This window comes from Rhizobium sp. USDA 4016 (assembly GCF_056279705.1).
In genome coordinates, this window is sequence record NZ_JBWCCY010000003.1 from 133,252 (window position 1) to 152,462 (window position 19,211).

General features: G+C 57.2%; 18 protein-coding genes. 5 read left to right on the forward strand and 13 right to left on the reverse strand.

The features are described from left to right. Positions 1-33: 33 nt before the first annotated feature. The 3 genes from ACZ9DP_RS13680 to ACZ9DP_RS13690 all read right to left on the reverse strand — a co-directional run bounded on the left by ACZ9DP_RS13680 (position 34) and on the right by ACZ9DP_RS13690 (position 2,997). Positions 34-276, reverse strand: coding sequence for a ferredoxin (locus ACZ9DP_RS13680; protein WP_476202419.1), 243 nt, complete (start codon positions 274-276; stop codon positions 34-36). A 34-nt stretch (positions 277-310) separates the two neighbouring features. Further along, on the reverse strand, positions 311-1,489 hold the full coding sequence (locus ACZ9DP_RS13685) for a cytochrome P450 (RefSeq protein WP_476202764.1): 1,179 nt from the start codon (positions 1,487-1,489) through the stop codon (positions 311-313). A 743-nt stretch (positions 1,490-2,232) separates the two neighbouring features. Then, positions 2,233-2,997, reverse strand: a complete 765-nt coding sequence (locus ACZ9DP_RS13690; RefSeq protein ID WP_476202421.1) for a GntR family transcriptional regulator — start codon at positions 2,995-2,997, stop codon at positions 2,233-2,235. A 345-nt stretch (positions 2,998-3,342) separates the two neighbouring features. On the opposite strand from ACZ9DP_RS13690, the gene aepX reads away from it, so the two are divergent. Genes aepX through ACZ9DP_RS13710 form a run of 4 tightly spaced genes read left to right on the forward strand, consistent with a single transcriptional unit; the run spans position 3,343 to position 6,026 of the window. Continuing rightward, positions 3,343-4,260: a phosphoenolpyruvate mutase gene (gene aepX / locus ACZ9DP_RS13695; RefSeq protein ID WP_476202423.1), complete on the forward strand. Its 918-nt coding sequence runs from the start codon at positions 3,343-3,345 to the stop codon at positions 4,258-4,260. A gap of 60 nt (positions 4,261-4,320) precedes the next feature. Beyond that, complete coding sequence (locus ACZ9DP_RS13700; protein ID WP_476202424.1) at positions 4,321-5,001, forward strand: aminotransferase class I/II-fold pyridoxal phosphate-dependent enzyme; 681 nt, start codon at positions 4,321-4,323, stop codon at positions 4,999-5,001. A gap of 42 nt (positions 5,002-5,043) precedes the next feature. Further along, positions 5,044-5,820, forward strand: a complete 777-nt coding sequence (locus ACZ9DP_RS13705; protein ID WP_476202425.1) for a phosphocholine cytidylyltransferase family protein — start codon at positions 5,044-5,046, stop codon at positions 5,818-5,820. A gap of 23 nt (positions 5,821-5,843) precedes the next feature. Further along, positions 5,844-6,026, forward strand: coding sequence for a hypothetical protein (locus ACZ9DP_RS13710; RefSeq protein WP_476202427.1), 183 nt, complete (start codon positions 5,844-5,846; stop codon positions 6,024-6,026). A gap of 422 nt (positions 6,027-6,448) precedes the next feature. Here ACZ9DP_RS13710 and ACZ9DP_RS13715 read toward each other — a convergent pair whose 3' ends face one another. Further along, positions 6,449-7,576 (reverse strand): M20/M25/M40 family metallo-hydrolase, encoded by a 1,128-nt coding sequence (locus ACZ9DP_RS13715; protein ID WP_476202429.1) that lies wholly within the window; start codon positions 7,574-7,576, stop codon positions 6,449-6,451. A 654-nt stretch (positions 7,577-8,230) separates the two neighbouring features. Between ACZ9DP_RS13715 and ACZ9DP_RS13720 the strand changes: the two genes are divergently transcribed. After that, on the forward strand, positions 8,231-8,836 hold the full coding sequence (locus ACZ9DP_RS13720; protein ID WP_476202430.1) for a GNAT family N-acetyltransferase: 606 nt from the start codon (positions 8,231-8,233) through the stop codon (positions 8,834-8,836). Between the two features lie 350 nt (positions 8,837-9,186). Here the strand turns inward: ACZ9DP_RS13720 and ACZ9DP_RS13725 are convergent, their stop codons facing one another. The 9 genes from ACZ9DP_RS13725 to ACZ9DP_RS13765 all read right to left on the reverse strand — a co-directional run bounded on the left by ACZ9DP_RS13725 (position 9,187) and on the right by ACZ9DP_RS13765 (position 19,189). Further along, complete coding sequence (locus ACZ9DP_RS13725; RefSeq protein WP_476202431.1) at positions 9,187-10,857, reverse strand: asparagine synthetase B family protein; 1,671 nt, start codon at positions 10,855-10,857, stop codon at positions 9,187-9,189. 18 nt (positions 10,858-10,875) lie between these two features. After that, positions 10,876-11,319: a CDP-alcohol phosphatidyltransferase class-I family protein gene (locus ACZ9DP_RS13730; protein ID WP_476202765.1), complete on the reverse strand. Its 444-nt coding sequence runs from the start codon at positions 11,317-11,319 to the stop codon at positions 10,876-10,878. Between the two features lie 707 nt (positions 11,320-12,026). After that, positions 12,027-12,368 carry a hypothetical protein gene (locus ACZ9DP_RS13735; protein ID WP_476202433.1) on the reverse strand — a complete coding sequence of 114 codons (342 nt, stop codon included), beginning with the start codon at positions 12,366-12,368 and terminating at the stop codon, positions 12,027-12,029. A gap of 1,068 nt (positions 12,369-13,436) precedes the next feature. Further along, positions 13,437-14,681, reverse strand: coding sequence for a M24 family metallopeptidase (locus ACZ9DP_RS13740; protein WP_476202434.1), 1,245 nt, complete (start codon positions 14,679-14,681; stop codon positions 13,437-13,439). Between the two features lie 51 nt (positions 14,682-14,732). Next, a complete protein-coding gene (locus ACZ9DP_RS13745) occupies positions 14,733-15,383 on the reverse strand; it encodes an FAD-dependent oxidoreductase (RefSeq protein ID WP_476202767.1) in 651 nt (216 codons plus the stop codon). Continuing rightward, positions 15,346-16,215, reverse strand: coding sequence for an ABC transporter permease (locus ACZ9DP_RS13750; protein WP_476202435.1), 870 nt, complete (start codon positions 16,213-16,215; stop codon positions 15,346-15,348). Before ACZ9DP_RS13750 ends, ACZ9DP_RS13745 begins: the two co-directional genes overlap by 38 nt. Before the next feature lie 3 nt (positions 16,216-16,218). Beyond that, complete coding sequence (locus tag ACZ9DP_RS13755) at positions 16,219-17,154, reverse strand: ABC transporter permease (protein WP_476202436.1); 936 nt, start codon at positions 17,152-17,154, stop codon at positions 16,219-16,221. After that, positions 17,154-18,146, reverse strand: a complete 993-nt coding sequence (locus ACZ9DP_RS13760; protein ID WP_476202438.1) for an ABC transporter ATP-binding protein — start codon at positions 18,144-18,146, stop codon at positions 17,154-17,156. The genes ACZ9DP_RS13755 and ACZ9DP_RS13760 overlap by 1 nt, the downstream gene beginning before the upstream one ends. Next, complete coding sequence (locus ACZ9DP_RS13765) at positions 18,143-19,189, reverse strand: ABC transporter ATP-binding protein (RefSeq protein ID WP_476202440.1); 1,047 nt, start codon at positions 19,187-19,189, stop codon at positions 18,143-18,145. The genes ACZ9DP_RS13760 and ACZ9DP_RS13765 overlap by 4 nt, the downstream gene beginning before the upstream one ends. Between the last annotated feature and the right edge of the window lie 22 nt (positions 19,190-19,211).

Sequence of the window (19,211 nt, forward strand, 5' to 3'; positions counted from 1 at the left end):
CAGAGGCCTGCGCCGTCATGTACCGGTGACGCTTTAACTCCCACAGTGTTGATTGAACAAAAGGCGATCAAGCAACGCATCGGAGGTGTGATCGATTTCCAGCGCACGTTCGGGGCAGGATCGAGCGCCTCGTGACGCGAGCAGTTCGTCTTTCTCCTCAACATCGATATCACCGGGCATTATGTAGCCCTCGTCATAAAGATTGAAGATGTCGGGCGCTTGCGCCCAGCATCGAGCATGACCTTGGCATTTGGCCGTGTGGACGATGATGCGCATGCGGTACCTCCGTGTCTGTGCCCCGCGCCGATGGTTAGGACCAGTCCAGGATCAGATTTTCGATTCCGAACACATGGCCGCCATAGGTGATGGGCGCCGTACCTTCCTTGATACGGAAGCCAGGGATGCGGGAAAGCCACTCCTCCAGGCCGATGACGATCTCCCGCCGGGCAAGGTGGGAGCCAAGACAACGATGGGGACCATAGGCAAAAGCGGTGTGGCGATTGTCTTCTCGTGCCAAATCGATCGTATTGGGACGTTCGAATTCCGCCGGGTCACGATTCGCAATCATCGTGGCGCAGGAAATATAGTCCCCCTTACGGATCGGCGCGCCTTCGAAATCGATATCTTTCGTTGCCACGCGGATCATCTGCACGGTCGAATAGGCCCGTAGCAGTTCTTCGGCTGCTGGCACGATTCGATCCGGTTCACTCCGCAGCAATTCCTGGTCTTTGGGATTGCGCGCGAGATAGGCCAGGTTAAAGCCTATCGCCGCTGCGACTGTGTCGAGTCCCGCGACGAATAGAAGCACGCCAATGCCGCGGACTTCCTCGTCTCTCAGCTGGCGGCCATCGACCTTTGCCTGCACGACGAAGGTCATGAAATCGTCGGCCGGCTCCTTGCGGCGCATGGCTGCAAGTTCGTCGATAAACGCCACAATCGTCCGGGCGGCTGTAGTTCGTTTGATGCCGTCGCCGTGGAGCAGATCCTTCGCCCAGCCGACAAATGTGTCGAGTCGCTCATCGGGTAAGCCCAGAAAACGAAGGAATATACTGACCGCAAAAGGAAAGGCGAAATCCTTCATGACGTCGCAACGTGTGCTCGACGCAGAGATCATGTCGATCAGCGCGACCGCTCGCTCACGGACAGCCGGTTCCAGCGCCATCACCCGTTTGGGCGAAAGCAGCGGATTGAGTAGTGAGCGAAACACGCCGTGGACCGGCGGGTCGAGTTCTAGCGGGATCATCGGCCAGTTTTCTCCGAGTGCGGAGGCAAAAATGCAACGATGGCTGGAAAAGGTCTCGGGGTCCTGTAGCACTCGGCGTTGGTCTTCGGCGCGAGTAATGACCCAGGTACCCCGCCCATCGCGCGTGTTGCAGGGGGAATAAAAGATCGCCGGCCCGTTGTGGACGCGAGCGACAGCTGCGTGCGGATCCCCGTCTGGCGTGCGTTGCATGCCATACGATGTGAACAGGCTGAAGCCCCTTACCATTTCGGGGGGGACATGATCTGGAATCGTGCTCACCATTTGGTTTCCCCTGCCGTCAAACCATTCACCAACCGTCTGGCATAGTGTCTTTTGCTATCCGAAAGGCTGAAAGCCCCTTCGCCGAAAACGCCTCCTCGGCGAAGAGGGGGAGGAGCCAAATCGCTCGAGTGCGACATTTCCAACCCCAGGTAACGCGCCGACGCGCGATGATATGCTTTCCGAAGTTCAGATCGTCGCCCGGCTCGAAGTTCATCGCTGGTTATCGGCTGACGTTGAAAATTATTAGCGGCGTGGCCGGCCGGGCCGATCGTCCGCTCGGATTTCCACGGATTTTGCGCTCCTTCCATCGAAGCGTTCTTACTTAGACCCGACATGTAGTTGTCCTTCGTTCTATTCATGGCTGTTCCCACAGAAATGAATTACCGGTCGACAGCTCTCGCTGCCTCGCAACGAAATCAAAATTCGTGCCAGTTCGACTGAACGAGGCCGGGAAGGGATTTTTGCGATTGTTTTCAGTTGTTTAATTTTGAGGCAAACAAGAGATTGGCTCAATGTGCCTGTGTGGCAGATCGAACAAACCCGACATCAGGTGTCGGATGATTTACGTGCGACCGGTTATGTTGCCGCGGGAGAGCCACAACGGCTGCTGACCAGAGATCCTGAAGCGGAAACTAAGGATGCGCTCCTGCAGTTCCCCAGTGGATGCTTGGGTCTATGCGCCGTGATGAACTCAAATTTAGGTGAGCTCATCCCCGTATTACGTGCTTTCCCTCTTGGACAGGGGGATTGGCTCGCGAGTTTCTCGCTGCAAGGGAAAAGCTTGTTAGCCATCGTGTGTTCATATCCTGCACAACACCCGACAGAGCACTCTGTTCTAAGTCAAGGTGGCTCATTAATGCGGATTCCACCGCGCCCGCTGCGTCGCCGAGTCGGGGCATCGCGTCTGTTAGTTTTGCGATGCTTCTCCTGAATGAAGGGGATAGCTCAGATGCGGCTATTTCCATGCGTACGGGGTGGGTGCAAAAACAGAATTTGTGTATGATTTTGCACATCTCGCAATTCGATGCCCTCTGGGCGATTTCGGTGAAGATCGCTTCCGCTCTAAGTGCGAGTTCGGTCGGGGACAATTCATAACGGGGGGCGGCGAGGTCGGGAGCCTGAGACTGTGCACGCGCTAATGCGAAGATAAGAATTTCGCGTGCCAGGGTGTATAAGTCCAATAGAGCCCACTCGATGAGGGGCCGCGTGAAGTACCCCCTTTGAGGAAGGGATATGATCTTTCCTTCAGCTGCAAGTCGGATAAGGGCCTCACGTACGGGAGTTCGGCCAATTTTAAGTTTGGACGCTAGGTCCTTGTCGCTGAGATGCTGTCCCGGCACCGAGGCGTAGCTGTAGAGCAATTGAAGTACTGCATCATAGGCTGCGTCGGCCTTTACGCGCATCGCCGGTTCAGTAGGAAACGTTGATATGTCTATTCCACGACACTGGCCGGCCTTTTCACAGAACCACATTCGCGCTCTCCTTTGTCGATGTCCTTTCAACGAACTCCTGCAGGATGCCAGAAAGTTCGTGAGGTCACACACCACATATACGAGGCGAGAACAATCAGCGTAGTTCGCATGACTGGATTAAGTCATGCATAATGCTGCATCATCGGCATCAAGCAACCATCCTCCAATCGTGACAAAATATAATATATTTTTGCGTATATTTTGTATTATATCGTATTAAGTCCTTTCACCATCGAATAATATGCAATTTACGCTGCGCTTTAGTCGAAATATACTATAAATATATATATTTTGTCCATTGCATTTCCTCAAAGAAGCATCCAGCTTTGGTTTCATGAATGAGGAATGACAATGGATCAGGCAGTGTTCATACCCAAGCCGATCGGTCCCGTTGAGGACCCGACGAAGACGCTCCGTGATCTTATTTTCTCCAGCGACCTGTCTTTTCTTATGGAAGCCCATGACGGACTTTCAGCGGCAATCGCCAAGCAGGCGGGCTTCAAGGGGCTTTGGGCCTCCGGACTTTCGATCTCTTCGGCGCTCGGTTATCGCGATGCCAACGAGGCAAGTTGGACCGATGTTGTCGACGTGGTGGAGCGCATGGCCGATGCTAGCAGACTGCCAATCCTGGTCGACGGCGACTCGGGCTTCGGCAATTTCAACAACGCCCGGCTACTGGCGATGAAGCTCTTGCAGCACGGCGGCGCCGGCGTCTGCCTGGAAGATAAGGTCTTCCCCAAGAGGAACAGTTTCGTGGGAGACCGCCACCCGCTCGTCGATATCGGTGAGTTCTCCGGGCGCCTAAAAGCGATCAAGGACACAACGGGGAACGACCTCGTGCTGGTCGCTCGGATCGAAGCATTCATCGCCGGCTACGGTCTTGACGAGGCGCTGCACCGCGCGGACGCCTACGCTGACGCTGGCGCCGACGCGATCCTGATCCATTCGCGTAAGAGCGTTGCGGACGAGATTCTCGCTTTCGCGAAGGACTGGCAGAAGCTTCCGATCGTGATTGTACCAACGAAATACTACCGCACGCCGGTCTCCGTTTATCGCGATGCCGGCATCTCGACGGTGATTTGGGCCAACCATGCGATGCGGGCTGCAGTTGCCGGGATGCGCGCGGTGTGTGCTCGCATAGCTGCCGAAGAAAGCATTGCCGGTATAGAGCCGGACGTCGCCACACTCGAGGAGGTCTTTGGCCTCCTGCGATACGACGAATTGGCATCGGCCGAAGATCGCTATCTGCCGAAGCATCGATAACGGGCGCTGGCCCTTTTGGGACACGGCACGACTTCGACCATAAATCTCTTGAGGGCGCCCATGCTTGCGCAACGAACAGCCTTGTTCAAATCGTCAGGGACGGCGCCGGCGAGCGCGGCGGCCAAGGCGGCCGCGGACGCGGGACAGGAGATCATCGATCTGACGGTCGGCGAGATATGGAGCGATCTTGCTCCGACCATCCGGGATGGTGCGGTTGAAGCTATCCGCAAGGGCGTCAACCGCTATACCGAAACCATCGGGATGATGGCGCTTCGCGAGGCGCTCGCCCGGAAGCTCTCCGTCGATGCCGGTCAGGTCTGGCGCGCCGACGATATACATACAACCTCGAACCCGAACGTGATCACGCAGCACGCAGTACTCGCACACCTTCTCAACAGCGATGGCAGCTATGAGAGCCAGCTCCGGTCGCGCCTCGCCGGAGCCAGGCAGTCGGGTCTCAGCGCGCTTTCGGCCCTGACGCGGGTTCCCGTGCCGAAGGCGATGGGGGGCTTCTATTTCTACCTCGACGTTTCCGGTCTGCTGCGCCTGACATTCGGCAATGGCGAGGGCAAGACGGTCGACGATGTCGTGGACGCTCTCCTAGCGAAAGCGGGTGTGGCCGTGGTTTCGGGCACGACATTCGGTGACCCGGCTGGCCTTCGCCTCTCCTACGGTGTGCCGCCCGAGATTTTAGAGATCGGCCTTACCCGACTCGTCGAGGCCCTGAACGCCTGGGAATGACAAGATCATTCTGCGGGGTGCCAACAGAAGGGAACTACAACGATGACGAATGCTCCCAAGAAGGCAGTCATCCTCGCCGCAGGTTGCGGATCTCGCCTGCGGCCTTTGACCGACCTGCGGCCGAAGCCGCTCGTCGAAGTCAACGGTACGCCCATCCTCCACAACGCGCTGCGCAACCTTGAAGCTGTCGGCGTCGAGGAAGTCACCATCGTCGTTGGCTACCGCAAGGATGCGATCCAGTATTCCTGCGGCAATCACTTCGGCAATCTCGAAATCAACTATGTCGAGTCCCCGGTTTTCGACAAGACCGGCAATGCGTATTCCCTTTGGTTGGCTCGCGATACGCTGCTCACCGGCGACACCTACCTTTTGGAAGGGGATGTCTTTTTCGAACTGGATGCCCTTCGCTGCCTCGATATGGGAGAAGCAGAAAATGTTGCCGCGGTCGCACCCTTCGACTGGTCGATGGAAGGCTCCGCTGTTGTCCTGACCCAGAACGGCTATATCGCCGAAGTGCGGATGAAGCAGACGGCCGCCAACCTGATTGACGGCTCGCCGCGGCTATTCAAGACGATGAACCTGATCCGCTTTTCCGGTAATGACCTCCGCGAGACGATCGTGCCGCGTCTCGACGATCTCATCGGCAGTGGCGCCGTAAACTCTTATACCGAAGAGTTGCTTTCCGACATGGTGCAGAAAAAGGCCTTGTGGATCGCAGCTGCCAGATGTGACGACGTCAGGTGGTATGAGATCGACAATGAGGACGATCTGCGCATTGCGGAGGCAATGTTCCTGACCGCCCGTGAAATCGCATGTTAGCGGCTGGGTCGAGGAGAAGGGCAATGCTTCGATATCTCGTGGACCCCGCCAATGCGATCACGACGTTCGGCCTGTTATGTTCGTCGTTTACGCTTTGTTTCGCGTGGGACAGGCGGCTTGATCTCGCTGTTGCCACGGCTTTGTGGGCGGTCCTCGCCGACCACCTTGACGGCGTCGTCGCCGGTCGGCAGTCCTCCCGGCCGTGATCATTGTTCAATTGACAACGTCTCGCGACTTTCATTCTTCATTGCCACTGATCTTTTGCTGGCTGGCACGACTATCATAGGATATTCCTTTGCTGGCCTCGCGTCGCGCGGGAACTGACGGCGCTCCTCGAACGGCGCGGCAAATCCGGCATGATCGTCTCCGATCACGGCACGGAGTTCACCTCCAACGGGATCCGCGCCTGGCTATCGGCGGCGGCGAAGAAAACCTCCCAAGATACCGGGCGCAATTCAGGCCGTCCCTCTTTGCGCATCGCAGCGCGTGATTTTGCTCAGGCTGTTTTGCGCCGCTCTGTTTTTCGGTCACGCCCGCCCGGTATGTTCCATGGAGGTCACACTGTGAGACGCAATGCTTCCGTTTGAAAATGTAACCTCCCTTTCGTTATTGTCTCCCCGATACAGATCTACCAATCGACATCTTCAAGTAGTTCGACAAGCGTGTTCGTTATGTTCTCGAACACTCGCAGCCTTGCTACATCGAAACCATGGCTGTTATACCGGGGATGGCCAATCACCGCTGCTCTTGGCACTACTGCTGCGTTGTAAGCGGCACTGGCATCGGATCGAGCGGCTTTCAAAACTGCGGTTTGACATGCTGTTCCCGCCTTGACAGCCGCTCGCTTGAATACTCCTATCAAGCGTTGATCGTAATGAGCGAGCAAGTCCTTGCTCCAAAGAACAGGCTTGTCGTTTACTTCCGCGCCGCAGTTCGGCGCAATTGGGCAGCCATCAACTGCGATGAAGATCTCTGGCCGCTCTCGTTGAGCAATAATCTTGCCACCGTGGCAGCCTCCTTCCTCATGTATTGTGAACGCGACGATCGTCGGGCGCCTGGGCTTAATTTCCTGTTCTTTCACCAATCTGAGGAGTTCAAGTAAGACTACGACACCACCGCGATCGTCGAATGACCAAGCAGCGACAAGCGGATCTTTTGGATCACCCAGAATAAACGGACCACGCCCCTCAGAGACGGGTACGCCAACCGACCCTGGTCGAATACCAATCTTCGTCAGTTCATCGACGCTCAAACCAGTGATAACGCGCACGTCCTTCCAAGCCATACCGCTCTCATACTCGCCGCCGCCTTTATGTCCGGCTCCGAATGAGATTACGCCGACGATGCTCCCCTGATCGCCTAAAATTTTTACCGGCCGCTCCCCGATTTTCCCAGTGGACAACCCACCAGATCTATCAACGCAGAGATTACCATCATCACCAATGCTTGTGACCACGATACCGATTTCATCCATGTGTGCTGCAATGATACAAGCTGGCGCGTCTGGCTCGGTTGCTTCCAGTTTTACGATCACATTGCCGGCGGGGTCTATCTCGAACTCAAAACCAAGATCGAGGAGATGCGCGCAAACTCGCTCAGCCATTAGTTCCTCACGTCCGGATGGGCTTGGAACATCAAGGAGCGAGCCCAATAGCTTCAAGACTCGTCGCGACCGTTCATTCATTTCGCATGGATATGAATACTCCTGCTGCTTTTCTTTCATTCCGCGGCCACACATCGCTTCGTTCGTTCTCATCTTCCCTCCCTAAAGCATTGCCAAACTCGCTAAACGACGACCCCGCCAACCGGGAGATTGTCGACGCGCGTTTTATGGTGCTGGCGCCGAGCCGCTCATAAGCATGTTGGTCTCGCAGGGGCCCGAAAACTGACCGTCAAAAGCTTTGCGTGCGATCGCAACACGCGCCTTATTGGTTCCTCGGCTCGCTAGGTGCTTTACGTCGGTAGTGATGGCGGCCCTAGCAAGTCCATTCGGATGCAAACACGCCCAATCTCCTCAATGGCAACGTATTTCTTTTCAAAAGCACTTATATCTAGGCAGTTTGATAACATCCATGACATCTATCGAATAATGCGATTAGATCGACGCAATCTTCGATAGTTCAGGACAATGATAGGAAGAGGTCAGAGATTGGTGACGTGCGCAGGCGTCTCAGCACGTCTTTCACGCACAGCACGAAGCGCTGCTGGCAAAATCTTTCACCACGGTCATTGCGCCTACCGCGCCGAAGTTCTTTTAGAGATCAGAAACACTATTCTTATGTCGCGATGGGCGTTTTCCTAATTTTGGTTAAATCAAATATACTCGCAATATTCTTCAAGTATATCCCCCGCTTGCCCTCGGCGTGCTATGTTTTTCCTCTCGCTGTCGTATCGATCTAGGATGTTCTACATGCGCGTGCCATCGCCTGGTTATTGGCCTACTCTGGAGGGCGCAAATGTTACACTTCATCCGCTCGCAGAAGAGCACCGGTTTCAACTACTCTCCGCAGCCGCGGATCCCAGAATCTGGGAGCACTTAATCACCGATTGCTCCGTGCCGGAAAATTTCCACAAATGGTTCGATGAACTGCGTGCTGATGTCATGGAGAGTAGGGCCGCCTCGTTCTCGGTGCAGCCCAAAGGGCAAAGTGCGCATGTCGGTGTAACCGGTTTTAAAGACATCGCTGCCGAGCATGATCGCGTGACAGTCGGTCCCACGTGGCTCGCGCCGGTCGTTTGGGGGACAGGGATAAATTCGGAACTTCGCTTTCTGGTCCTGCGATACCTTTTCGAGACACTGGGCGCGATCCGCGTTGATCTTCGAACTACCGTCGACAATACTAGGAATCGCCGCAGCTTCGAGCGGATTGGCGCGGTGTACGAAGGCACAATGCGCAGCTATTGGAGGTTTCGCGACGGCCGGCGGCGCGACTATGTTCTTATGAGCATGCTTGCGGACGAATGGCCTGATGTAAGAGAGAACTTTCGCTCGATGATCGGAGCCGTCGTCCAATAGGACGACGAGTTTTCTGACTGTCGGTCCATCCCAAGGTGTTGATCGACGTCCAAGAAGCGTTCGAGTTAACGCCCAACAGCGTCCTCGCCCTAGCATGAATTTCTCACAACAACGGGGATGCATCAGGTATGTTGGATCGCCTGAGTCCGGATTGACTGATGCGCGCCGCTGGCGGTAAATCGCATCTTCCAGCGACCAAATTCGTCGTCCGCGCTTCGCCGCCTCACTCATTCCCGACACCAGATACCGCGATCGTCTCCTCTTAGCAGTGGTGGACACTATCTCTCTTCTGAACAGCGATCCAATAGATCGGTCAGTATATTTTCGTAACGTGCCGCGTGGCAAGACGCTCAGACGTCGATATAAACCTGGCACCATGTCTCAAACAATATCGCATTCCAGAGGAAACGAAACGACGTTGCGTCAAGCCCGTACTGGACCGCTTCCATCAAAGCACCAACACTGTTTGGATCTAGGATCCTACGCTGACGCACGGCGCCGTCCGAAAGGTAGCGGCTGGCCAGCGATAACAGCGTTCTCCGCATCGTTTCGTCGTACTTTAGGTGCTGGATGCCCTTTGGACGTCGCGTGATTGATGAGGGTACGATCGGCGCCACGGCTTTCCGAAAGATCCTCTTGACACCAAGCAAGTTCACTTTTTGAGCATCCGGCACGCTCAATGCAAAAGTGATCAGGGCCCTTCGGTTCAGCGGCAGTCTCAGATCAAGACCTAGTCGGCTTGCAAGGACGTCCTGCGCACTGGTTCTTTCATCCCAACTCAGTAGGTCCCGCTGTAGCGCTTCAAAGATCGAATCGGCGTCTGCCACCCAATGAACGTGTTGCTTCACGTTGCGCTGATCTCGCAATGTCTTCGCCGGTCCGATTTTGCCGCTCGTCGCGAAATGGTAGCCGTCACCTTTCTTAATGCGGCCCGCTAGTGCCGGGAAGCATTGACGTAGCACCTTGCGGTTCCACACCCGTCGGTGGGTCGACATCCCGCCAAAGAGTGCGTCGTTCAGATTGCCGGAAAACAATATGTCGGTATGTTGCGCAGCGACCCTCCAAAGGGCGTTCAAACAAGGCAGTTCGTCGTAACCCCCGGGGTTGCCAAGGAGCGTGGCCGTATCCTCCACTAGGTTTTCGAGATCCTCTGGGCGAACGAACACCTCATGATGCGACGTTTTGAAGTGCTCGGCTGTTTTGCGCGCTCCCTGAATCTCAGGGTCCCCCTCCCCGAAGCCGACTGTGAACGTTTCGATCTTAACTTGGGGCGCCGCTTCAGAAATGAGTGCGACGATAGCGGCAGAATCGATGCCGCCACTTAGCGACACGCCGACTCTCAAGGCCTTTTGCGGAATCGCGTCCGCTACGGCATTGCGCAAAATCGCCAACAGCGCCGATGCGGGCTGCCGCGACGATGGTTCCGAAAAGGACCGTGGATCCGGTGCTATTCTCAGGCTGCCTGTACTCCCTGCGTCGAAATACTCCACGCAACCAGCTCGCGTCGGCCGAATTCCCGCCAAAAATGTACATCCCGGAGGGCACCAACCCTCCCTCAGGAAATAGTTTATGCCGTCATGTGCGTACGATCCAGCGAACTCACGACGTTTGAGCAATTCGTGGATCCGGCTGGAAAATGCCCAATGTCCCGCGCCAACCGCTAGGTACAACGGTTTGGACCCAAAGGCGTCTCTCGCCAAAAACAGTCGCCCTGCCGTGCTGTCGTAAAGGGCTATCGCGAACTGGCCGTCCAAACGGCTGAAGACGTCTATGCCACACTCGCTATAAAGTCGAAGGAATTCATCTGTCGTGACGGGAATGTGCGAGCCCGACGTGGAAATCAGCGGATCGCCATCGAAGGCGAACCAGTATGGACTTCGGCAGCCGGCCCTCCCAGTGTTGTGCTCTTTCGCCCCAGTCAGCAGTCGACCGTCGCCTGTCACCTCGACGAGGTCATATCGCAGACGAAGTGCATCCATTTGTTTCTTATTGTTGACAAAAAAATTGACTGACTTGAGCATATTGTCCCTCGGAGAGGCTCATCGAATCGCGAGTGCCAGGGATGCCGCAACGCAAAAGATCGTAATTGCGAGATACATTGCACCCGCCGTCTTCGGCACTCGGACGGGTGAGACATGTAGTGCCGCAAGTACAATTAGCATCATAGCGAAAGCCGGTGAAAACGCCTGACCCGGGATAGCAGGTCGCGCCAAGAAGAAGACCGCCGTTGCCGGCATTGCATACGTAGTGGGAACTCCGATGAACCGGCCACCGGGAGAGCCAAAGACGTTGAAGTAGCTTAGTCGAAGGGCGCTCGCACAAATCAGAACGGCGCCCGCCACCTTTGCGAAGATGGCTCCCTCCCCCACGACAATTCCAACGACTGCTGGAAATACACCCGCGCTTACTAGGTCAGCCAGAGAGTCCAGGTTTTTGCCCACCTCAGCAATCTCTGGTGGACGATTTTTGATGCTCCTGGCCACTATCCCATCGAGATGATCCGCTAAAAGCGCCCACAAGACGATTGCGCACCTAGTTCAGCGTTCCCCGAAATCGCGACGCTAATCCCGATGATCGAAAGCACCAGGCCTGCGGCCGTGACTGCGTTCGCAGGGTCGAACAATTGCCGGATCATGTTTACCCCTCACCTGACTCTCTAATGAGTTGCCTGCAGCTGCGGCCGGGTTACACACGCAAAATCCCTTCTGCGGTGGTCACAAAGGGCTACGGCCAGCTATAGTCCATGCCGCTCAATGAGATGAGCAAGAAACTCCTCGGTGATGATCGCGGGGAGCCGATCAGGTGGTTCAGAAACCAAGATGCTTTATTCGCGTTCCTATAGCCCACAGGCTGGACGCCCATATAGCCTCGAAACCTGCATCTTCGACAATGGAGGTGACAATCCGTCCTAAGCCTCCATGAGGAACGGCACGTCGTTCGAATGGACAATGCCCTTAGCTGCTTGGCCGGCGTTATCTCGCTAATGTTCCAGCACATTGCCTGTTAATCCAACAACATTATCACACCTTCTTGATATAAGGAGGCTCTTATAAAATGCAGTAATTGGCAATAGGTATACTCAAATATATTTGCGAATATACTATGCAATTCCGTCGGATTGCGCCGTGGAAAGTTGGAAACATTTAAAGAAATAGGATGAATATATTCCCGGAGCGCGAAGTCCTACGTTTCATTCACTTGCGGTGTGTCTTAGCGCGGCCGTTGAGGGAGGACTGGATTTGCATGCAGGCGTGCCGTTGCGCTGGCGACGATGGTTTAGCGGCGCGGCGACAATAATCCATGGAGCGGTCTGCAGCTCTTCGGTCAAGGCCACAAAAGCTTTCGAGGACGAAGTGGGCATGTTGGAAGCCGGAACAGGCAAGCACGATTGATAAAACAGGTGATCGAGCGGTTGGCCGCGATCATGATACCAAGTTCGTTCTTGGTGAGATCGGAATCCCCAATCGGCCGGGCTGATGGACTTGGCAAGGATGAGTTCTTGCAACCGCCAGTTACGGATCCGCCGTTCCATTGTCCGCGAACGCCCTCGCTGAGGTCGAGATGGCGGCGCAGAATCTCCTCGAAGACGGCGCCGGGGGCGAATGCCAGGGGCCGACTTCACAGGCTGAATGACCTCGGCATCGAAGACGTTGTGGACGGTATGGTGATCCGCGGACCAGGTCCGAATCACATCTCCGAGCGCGCTGGCTCTTTGGCTTTATCTGGTTTTCCTGATCCAGATCTGTTCGATCGTTGCAGTAGGTCGGGAAGCTGGTGGCCGCGCGGTTTCTTCACCTGCGATGGCAGCTGCGATTTGCTGCCATAGGCTGTTTGCTCTGCTGATCGACGCCGTCGGCATAATTGGGGAATTTTATTTCGGCACCTGACGTTGGTGTAAGGGGAGTGAGAAGGCGACGACCCGAATGGGCCGTAGCCCGAACGGAGTTCTATCGCTGCTGCCGCCTGGATTTCGCGTGGTGATCGCCGTCGACCGGCACGTATTTTGATGACCGTCCTTCTCGGTAACTGCATCACCAGATGGTCCCGACCGAAATCCGAGCGACCTCAAGATGGCGGGCCAGAAGCACTGATCCACCAAATACCCAAATTAAGATGAGACACGGTAGCAGAACCTTAGAGAGGGCGCCGGGTTCTTCGAAAAAGCACGGGGAACCACCTTCTGCGTTTTCAGAAGCCGCTGGCCCGTGTCGCGGGGGGAAGCAGACTTGACTGGGGGTAGAAGGATATTTCACTCAATGGCATGCGGACTTTCGCGAAGTTTCACGAGACAATAGCGCGACAGGGGCTTCGAGGCTCTCGGATATTAGCCAGAGTTTGCGTCAGGGCCATGTTGCGGCGCTGGAGGGCGTTTTGGCGCGAAGCTCGTCGAGCGCCGGTAACGAGACTCGCGAAGGCCGAGCGGTTATCCCTGGGATGGATCGTTCGAAATTCCGACAGCTTGGCGCCGATAGACGGCAAGCGGCCGAGGTTCGGCGTCAGATTGGGAGAGACGAGATCGTCGGAAGGCCGTCGAAGCCGACGATGAAAATCGCATGATATCTTCACTATAGGTGTAGGGTAGGCGTCGGAAGAAAAGCCATCAGCCGCAAATCGCTAGCTCGCGCGACAAGGTCCAACAAGGGTTAACCGAATTCGCGCCAACGATGAACTGATCTTCGAGCATAAATGCACCGAGGCCGCGGATATACCAGGGCAGTTCATAGGCCAGTACCATGCCGGGCTCGATCTCCGTTGTTTCATCCGCCGCAATAAAGGGCCATTCCTCAACAAACACCGACGCACCAAGCCCATGGCCAAAATGCCCGCGGCAATACATGTCAAAACCGCGAGTATGCATGGCCTTCATCACCGTGGCATGGACCTCGCGCAGAGGTACGCCAGGTCGGAGCCGTTCCAAGCCTGTCTCGAAGGCATTGCGCAGGGCGTCATAGATCGCCCGCTGATCCGGACTGGGTTCGCCAAGCACCGCCGTGCGGGCGCAATCGGAGGTGTAACCGTCTACGACGCAGCCAAGGTCCAGACGGATCATGTCTCCGCGTTCCGCTGGCCGACCTCTGCCGGTCGCGCCAGGTCCGATGGTAATTGCGCCGTTCGGCAGAAGTGGGCCGTTATAGCCAAGCTCAACCGCGCGCTGCGCAGAGGCGGTTCGGAACACCGAGAACAGCTGATCGGCAGTGCAACCCGGTCGAACGTGGGCGATAGCAGCCAGGGTGCCAGCCTCGGCAAATTGGGCGGCAAGTCCTAACCGTTCGATTTCCTCCGTGGTCTTGATCATCCGCAAGCGACTGACGAGTGTCGAGGCATCCGACCAGCGAACATTGGGGCAGGCCTCATAAAAGCAGACTTGGTCTGCGACCGGCAAAAAGGCGTACTCGGTGCCGAGCCGTGCGGGTGAGAGCCCGCGGCGAGCCAGGGCTTCGGCAAGCAGCGCAAATGTCTGCCTGCGATCGAAGTTTGCCGGTCTCGGCTGCACGTGCTCCGGCGGGCGGGCGGCCGATAAACGTTCGGTGAGCGCACCGTGCGGGATCTTGCTGATGTCGATCAGATCGACCCACACAGGGAAGGTGATGATGTCGTCAATTCCAGAAGCGGTCCGAAACTCTTCAGCGTAGAAATCGCCGACAATCGCTGTGAGGGGCTCGCGTGAATTGGCAGGTACGATTAGAAACACGGCGCCAGCCCGTCGCCAGCCGGCAGCGCTGCCAGGACGTGCTCCCGTGCCATAAACGATTGATTCCGGTTGGATCAGCACAATTCCGTCCAACCCTTCCTGTTCCATGAGAACTTGGGCACGCTGACGATTAAGTGGTCGAAGAAAGGCCATGGGATGTTCCTGTTCGAGAAAAGATTAAAATAGGCGCCGCCCAGACTTGATCTATCGCGGTTGAAACCCGCGTCGGTCTGTGGGCTTCGAAGTCCAATGAAGTTCTGCCATGCAGGATTTCCCTATTGGGGCGCGGCCGGTCAGCGGACTCAGCGAGATTCTGGAGTGCACGACCGCAAGCTGGTAGCGATCAACGCCCGGCACGGGGCCGAAAACGGGCTTTCCGATAGCAGGGTAAGGTCTGATGGTGATCCGAACCGAGGCGATTTGGACAAGGCGCATCGTTGGAAGAACGGTTTCAACCAGTTTTGCGATTTCCTCAGCGGTGGCTTTTCCGGGGTCCGGCGCGTGGACTTCACTTAGTGTCTGATCGGCAGACTCCGCATGCAGGAGCAGGCGACCGGCACCTTCGGGCTCGATATATATCTCCGGTGCCTTGATGACCCTGCTGACATTGTTGCGGGTCACATCCGTGATCACGGTCATTCCCGGTCGCCAATCCAGTGGAACTGAATAGCCTGGGCACTTCCCAGTGGCGTTGGAGGCTCGGCCGGCGCAATTGACAACGTAGTCCACTTCCAGCTCGCGTCCGTCTTCAACCCCAACGCCGATGATGCGGCCTGACCCGTCGCGGCTTCTTGCCTGACAGGGCGGGCTTCCCGTCTCACTGCAGCCCCTTGTCCAGCCTGTCGCGCAGCCAATCGCCCAACAAGCTTATGGAGAGGGTCGTCGTGACGATGAGCGCCGCAGGCGTAAACATGATCCATGGCGCGCGCGTCAGATACTCCCGACCATAGCCAACCATGTTGCCGAGGCTGGTCATCGGAGGCTGAACGCCAAGACCGAGAAAGGACAAACTGCTTTCCATGAGAATGATTTCGGGAAAGGTCAGCGTCATGGAGACGATGAGGGTCGAGGAAATGTTCGGCAGTATATGACGCAGATAGACGCGGGACGGGCTCGCGCCCAACTGACGAACGGCGCCGGCATATCCTTGCGCGCTCGCCGCGATCGCGAGCCCGCGTGCGATCCGGGCATAGCGCTCCCATCCATAAAGGCCCATCAGCCCAATGAACAAAGGCAGCGCGTTGCCGAAAAATGCAAGCACCGAAAGCGAAAGAATGAGAAATGGCATTGCTGCCTGGAAATCCGCCAGCATCAGGATGAACTGCTCGACGCGTCCGCGAGAGTGCGCCGCGACAAAGCCCATGGTCGTGCCGAATGAGGCCGAAATCAGCGTCGCCCCCAGAGCGACCAGAACCGAGATGCGAACGGAGAAGATCAATCGCGACAGTACATCCCGTCCGAGTTCGTCCGTGCCGAGCAAATGCTGCGGGTGAAACGGCGAGGCCAGACGGTTCGGCAGATCAAGAGCCGTGTATTGGTAAGGGGCGATCTGGTTGGCGAGCAAGGCGACAAGCGCGATAAGACCGATCCAGAGCACGCTGGCGATGACCGCAAATGGAATACGGCGCCGTTTCCGGTTCATTGGCCCGGTTAGAGCCGTCTCGTTCACTTTTTCCATCATGTTCATAGCTCAGTGTCCTCCAGTCGCGTTGGCGTTAGCAAGGCGCGGATCGAGAAAGCCATAGAGGAAGTCGACGATGAGATTGGAGAGCACCATTGTGATGGCGACCAGCAACAAAATACATTGGACGACCGCCAGATCTCGCGCCGCCACCGACACGACCAGCAGATTGCCGACACCTGGCCACGAGAATACGCTCTCGACCACGACCGAACCCGCAATCAGATTGCCAACCATGAAGCCGATGATGGTGACAGTTGGAATTGCGGCGTTTGGCAGTGCATGACCGCGCACGACCGCGGCCCAGGGCATTCCCTTGGCACTGGCAGTCCGGATGTAAGGCTGCCCCAGCACCTCCAGCATTGCACTTCGAACAAAACGGGCAAGCACCGCGGCGCCCCCGACGCCGAGCGTGACGATCGGCAGGATGAGATGCTGCAGACTGCCCGTGCCGCCGGTCGGCAACCAAGCAAACCAGATAGCGAGGAGTTGAACCAGTACGAGGCCAAGCACGAAGCTTGGCACCGTGTAGCCTGCGACCGCGGTGACCATGACGGCGCGGTCGATGGCGCTGTCCCGCTGCAAGGCGGCATAGATGCCGGCTGGAATGCCGATCGCCAGCTTCATAAAGAGCGCCGGCAGGGTCAGCATCAGCGTTGCCGGGATCCGTGACAGGACAATGTCGAGCGCCGGTCCACCTCCCCGCATCGATCGGCCGAGCTCGCCCTGAAAGATCGCAGCGAAGTAGTGGAGGTACTGCATCAAGAGCGGCTGGTCGAGACCCCACTCCCGGCGAAAGGCGGTCATGGCCTCGTGGGAGGCGTCATCGCCCATAATGCTTCGGGCCGGATCTCCCGAAAGCCGGAGCACGATGAACGCGAAGGTAACCACCAGCACGACCGTCAGGAGGGCGCGCAGGATACGGATGACAGAGTATCGAAACATCAAGCTCCCACCTCCTCGTTTTGCGGGCTGGTATCGACAGCATGGCATGCAACGGATCGTCCGTCCGGCAGGGTTGAGGCTGTCGGGGAAACACGCGCGCATTGCGGGCGCGCAATGGGACAGCGCGGGTGGAACGCGCAGCCCGTTGGCCGCGCAGCAGGGTTGGGTGGTTCGCCTTTTAGGATGATGCGCTCGCGCGTACGTCGGCCCGCAACAGGCACCGCCGAGACCAGCGCTTTTGTATAGGGGTGCGAGGGGCTTGAGAGCAGAAGATTTGTCTCACCGACCTCTACAATACGTCCGAGATACATCACAGCCATCCGCTGACTGACCTGGCGAACCACTTTCAGATCGTGGCTGATGAAGAGGAGGCTGAGACGCAGGTCCTTTTGCAGGTCCATGAGCAGGTTTACGACCTGTGCCTGAATTGAAACGTCCAGAGCCGAGACCGGCTCGTCGCAGACCAATAACGCCGGTTGCATGATCAGCGCCCGGGCAAGAACAGCACGTTGACGCTGCCCACCCGACAGTTGAAACGGCAGGCTTGCCGCATGACTGGCATTGAGGCCAACAGCGCCGAGCATAGCCAGCGCTTTGTCGTTCCGATCGGATGCCGGTCCGACCTCGTGAATGTCCAGGGGTTCCCGGACCTGGTCGAGGATGGCCAACCGGCGGTCAAGCGCGGCGAGCGGATCCTGGTAGATCATTTGCATGCGCGCGCGCAAACGGCGCCACGCTGGCGTATCGGCCGGCGGCAGTTCAGACCCACGGAAAAGCACATGTCCGCTGTTCGGCCGTTCAAGGCCGAGCGCAATCCGACCTGTGGTTGACTTTCCCGAACCGGATTCGCCAACGAGCGCCAGCGTCTCGCCCGGTTGCAAAGACAGTGATACGTCATCGACAGCCCGGACAGGAACGTTGTTTCCGAAGAGCCCCTGCCGTGTCGCATAGCTTCGCGAGATGTTCTGGAGTTCAAGAATGTTTGCGGTCATGCCAGCATGCTTTTGTTGAGGTTGCGGGTCTGCTGGCCCGTCGCGGCGGCACCGGCGATGCAGGCGGAGAAGCGGCCGACTTCGGTTGGCATGAGTTGCGGTACGGCTGTTTCGCAAGCATTGATGCGCTGTGGGCAGCGGGGCGCAAAGGCGCATCCAGAAGGCATCTTTGCTGGCTCCGGCACCCGTCCCTCGATGGGAACAAGCCGATGCAATGCACCCTCGAACGGCGGCAAGGCCGCAAGCAAGCCTTGAGTGTAAGGATGCTGCGGGTTTGCGAAGATCGACTCCGACGCTGCCGTCTCGACCACACTGCCGGCATACATGACCATGATGCGCTCGCAGGTTTCCGAAACGACGCCGAGATCGTGGCTGATGAGAACAAGAGCCATGCCGGTCTCGCGCCTGATGGTGGTCAGGAGGTCCAGTATCTGCGCCTGGATCGTGGCATCAAGCGCGGACGTCGGTTCGTCGGCAACCAGGACGTCCGGTTTTCCGGCGAGCGCCATGGCGATCATGACCCGTTGGTTCTGACCGCCGGACAGTTCATGGGGATAGGCGTCGAACCGACGTGCCGCGTCCGGCAGGCCGACGAGGTCGAACAGACGTTTTGTCTCCGCCCGGATGCTCGAACCGGAAACACCTTGGTGGCGGCTGAGGACTTCGCCGATCTGCCGGCCAATCCGGAGGACAGGGTTGAGCGCGCTTGATGGATCCTGGAAGATCATCGCCACGCGTCCACCTCTGATGCGATCGAGCCGCGCCGGCGCCACGCTTAGCAGTTCGTCTCCGTCCAGCCGGACGCTTCCTGCCACCATAGCCGTCTTTGGAAGAAGACCCAGAGTGGCAAGCCAGGTCACGGACTTGCCGCTGCCTGACTCGCCGACGATACCGAGCGATTCTCCCCGGGCAAGCGTGAGGTCGATTCCCCTGAGAACCCGCAGATCGTTAAAGTCGACCGTCAGGCCTTCGATTGTGAGCAACGGTCCCGGCGACGAAGTCGCCGAGAAAGCGGCTGCTGTGGCGCCGGCAGGATGTTCCACCACCGTCCCTCCTTGCGTAACC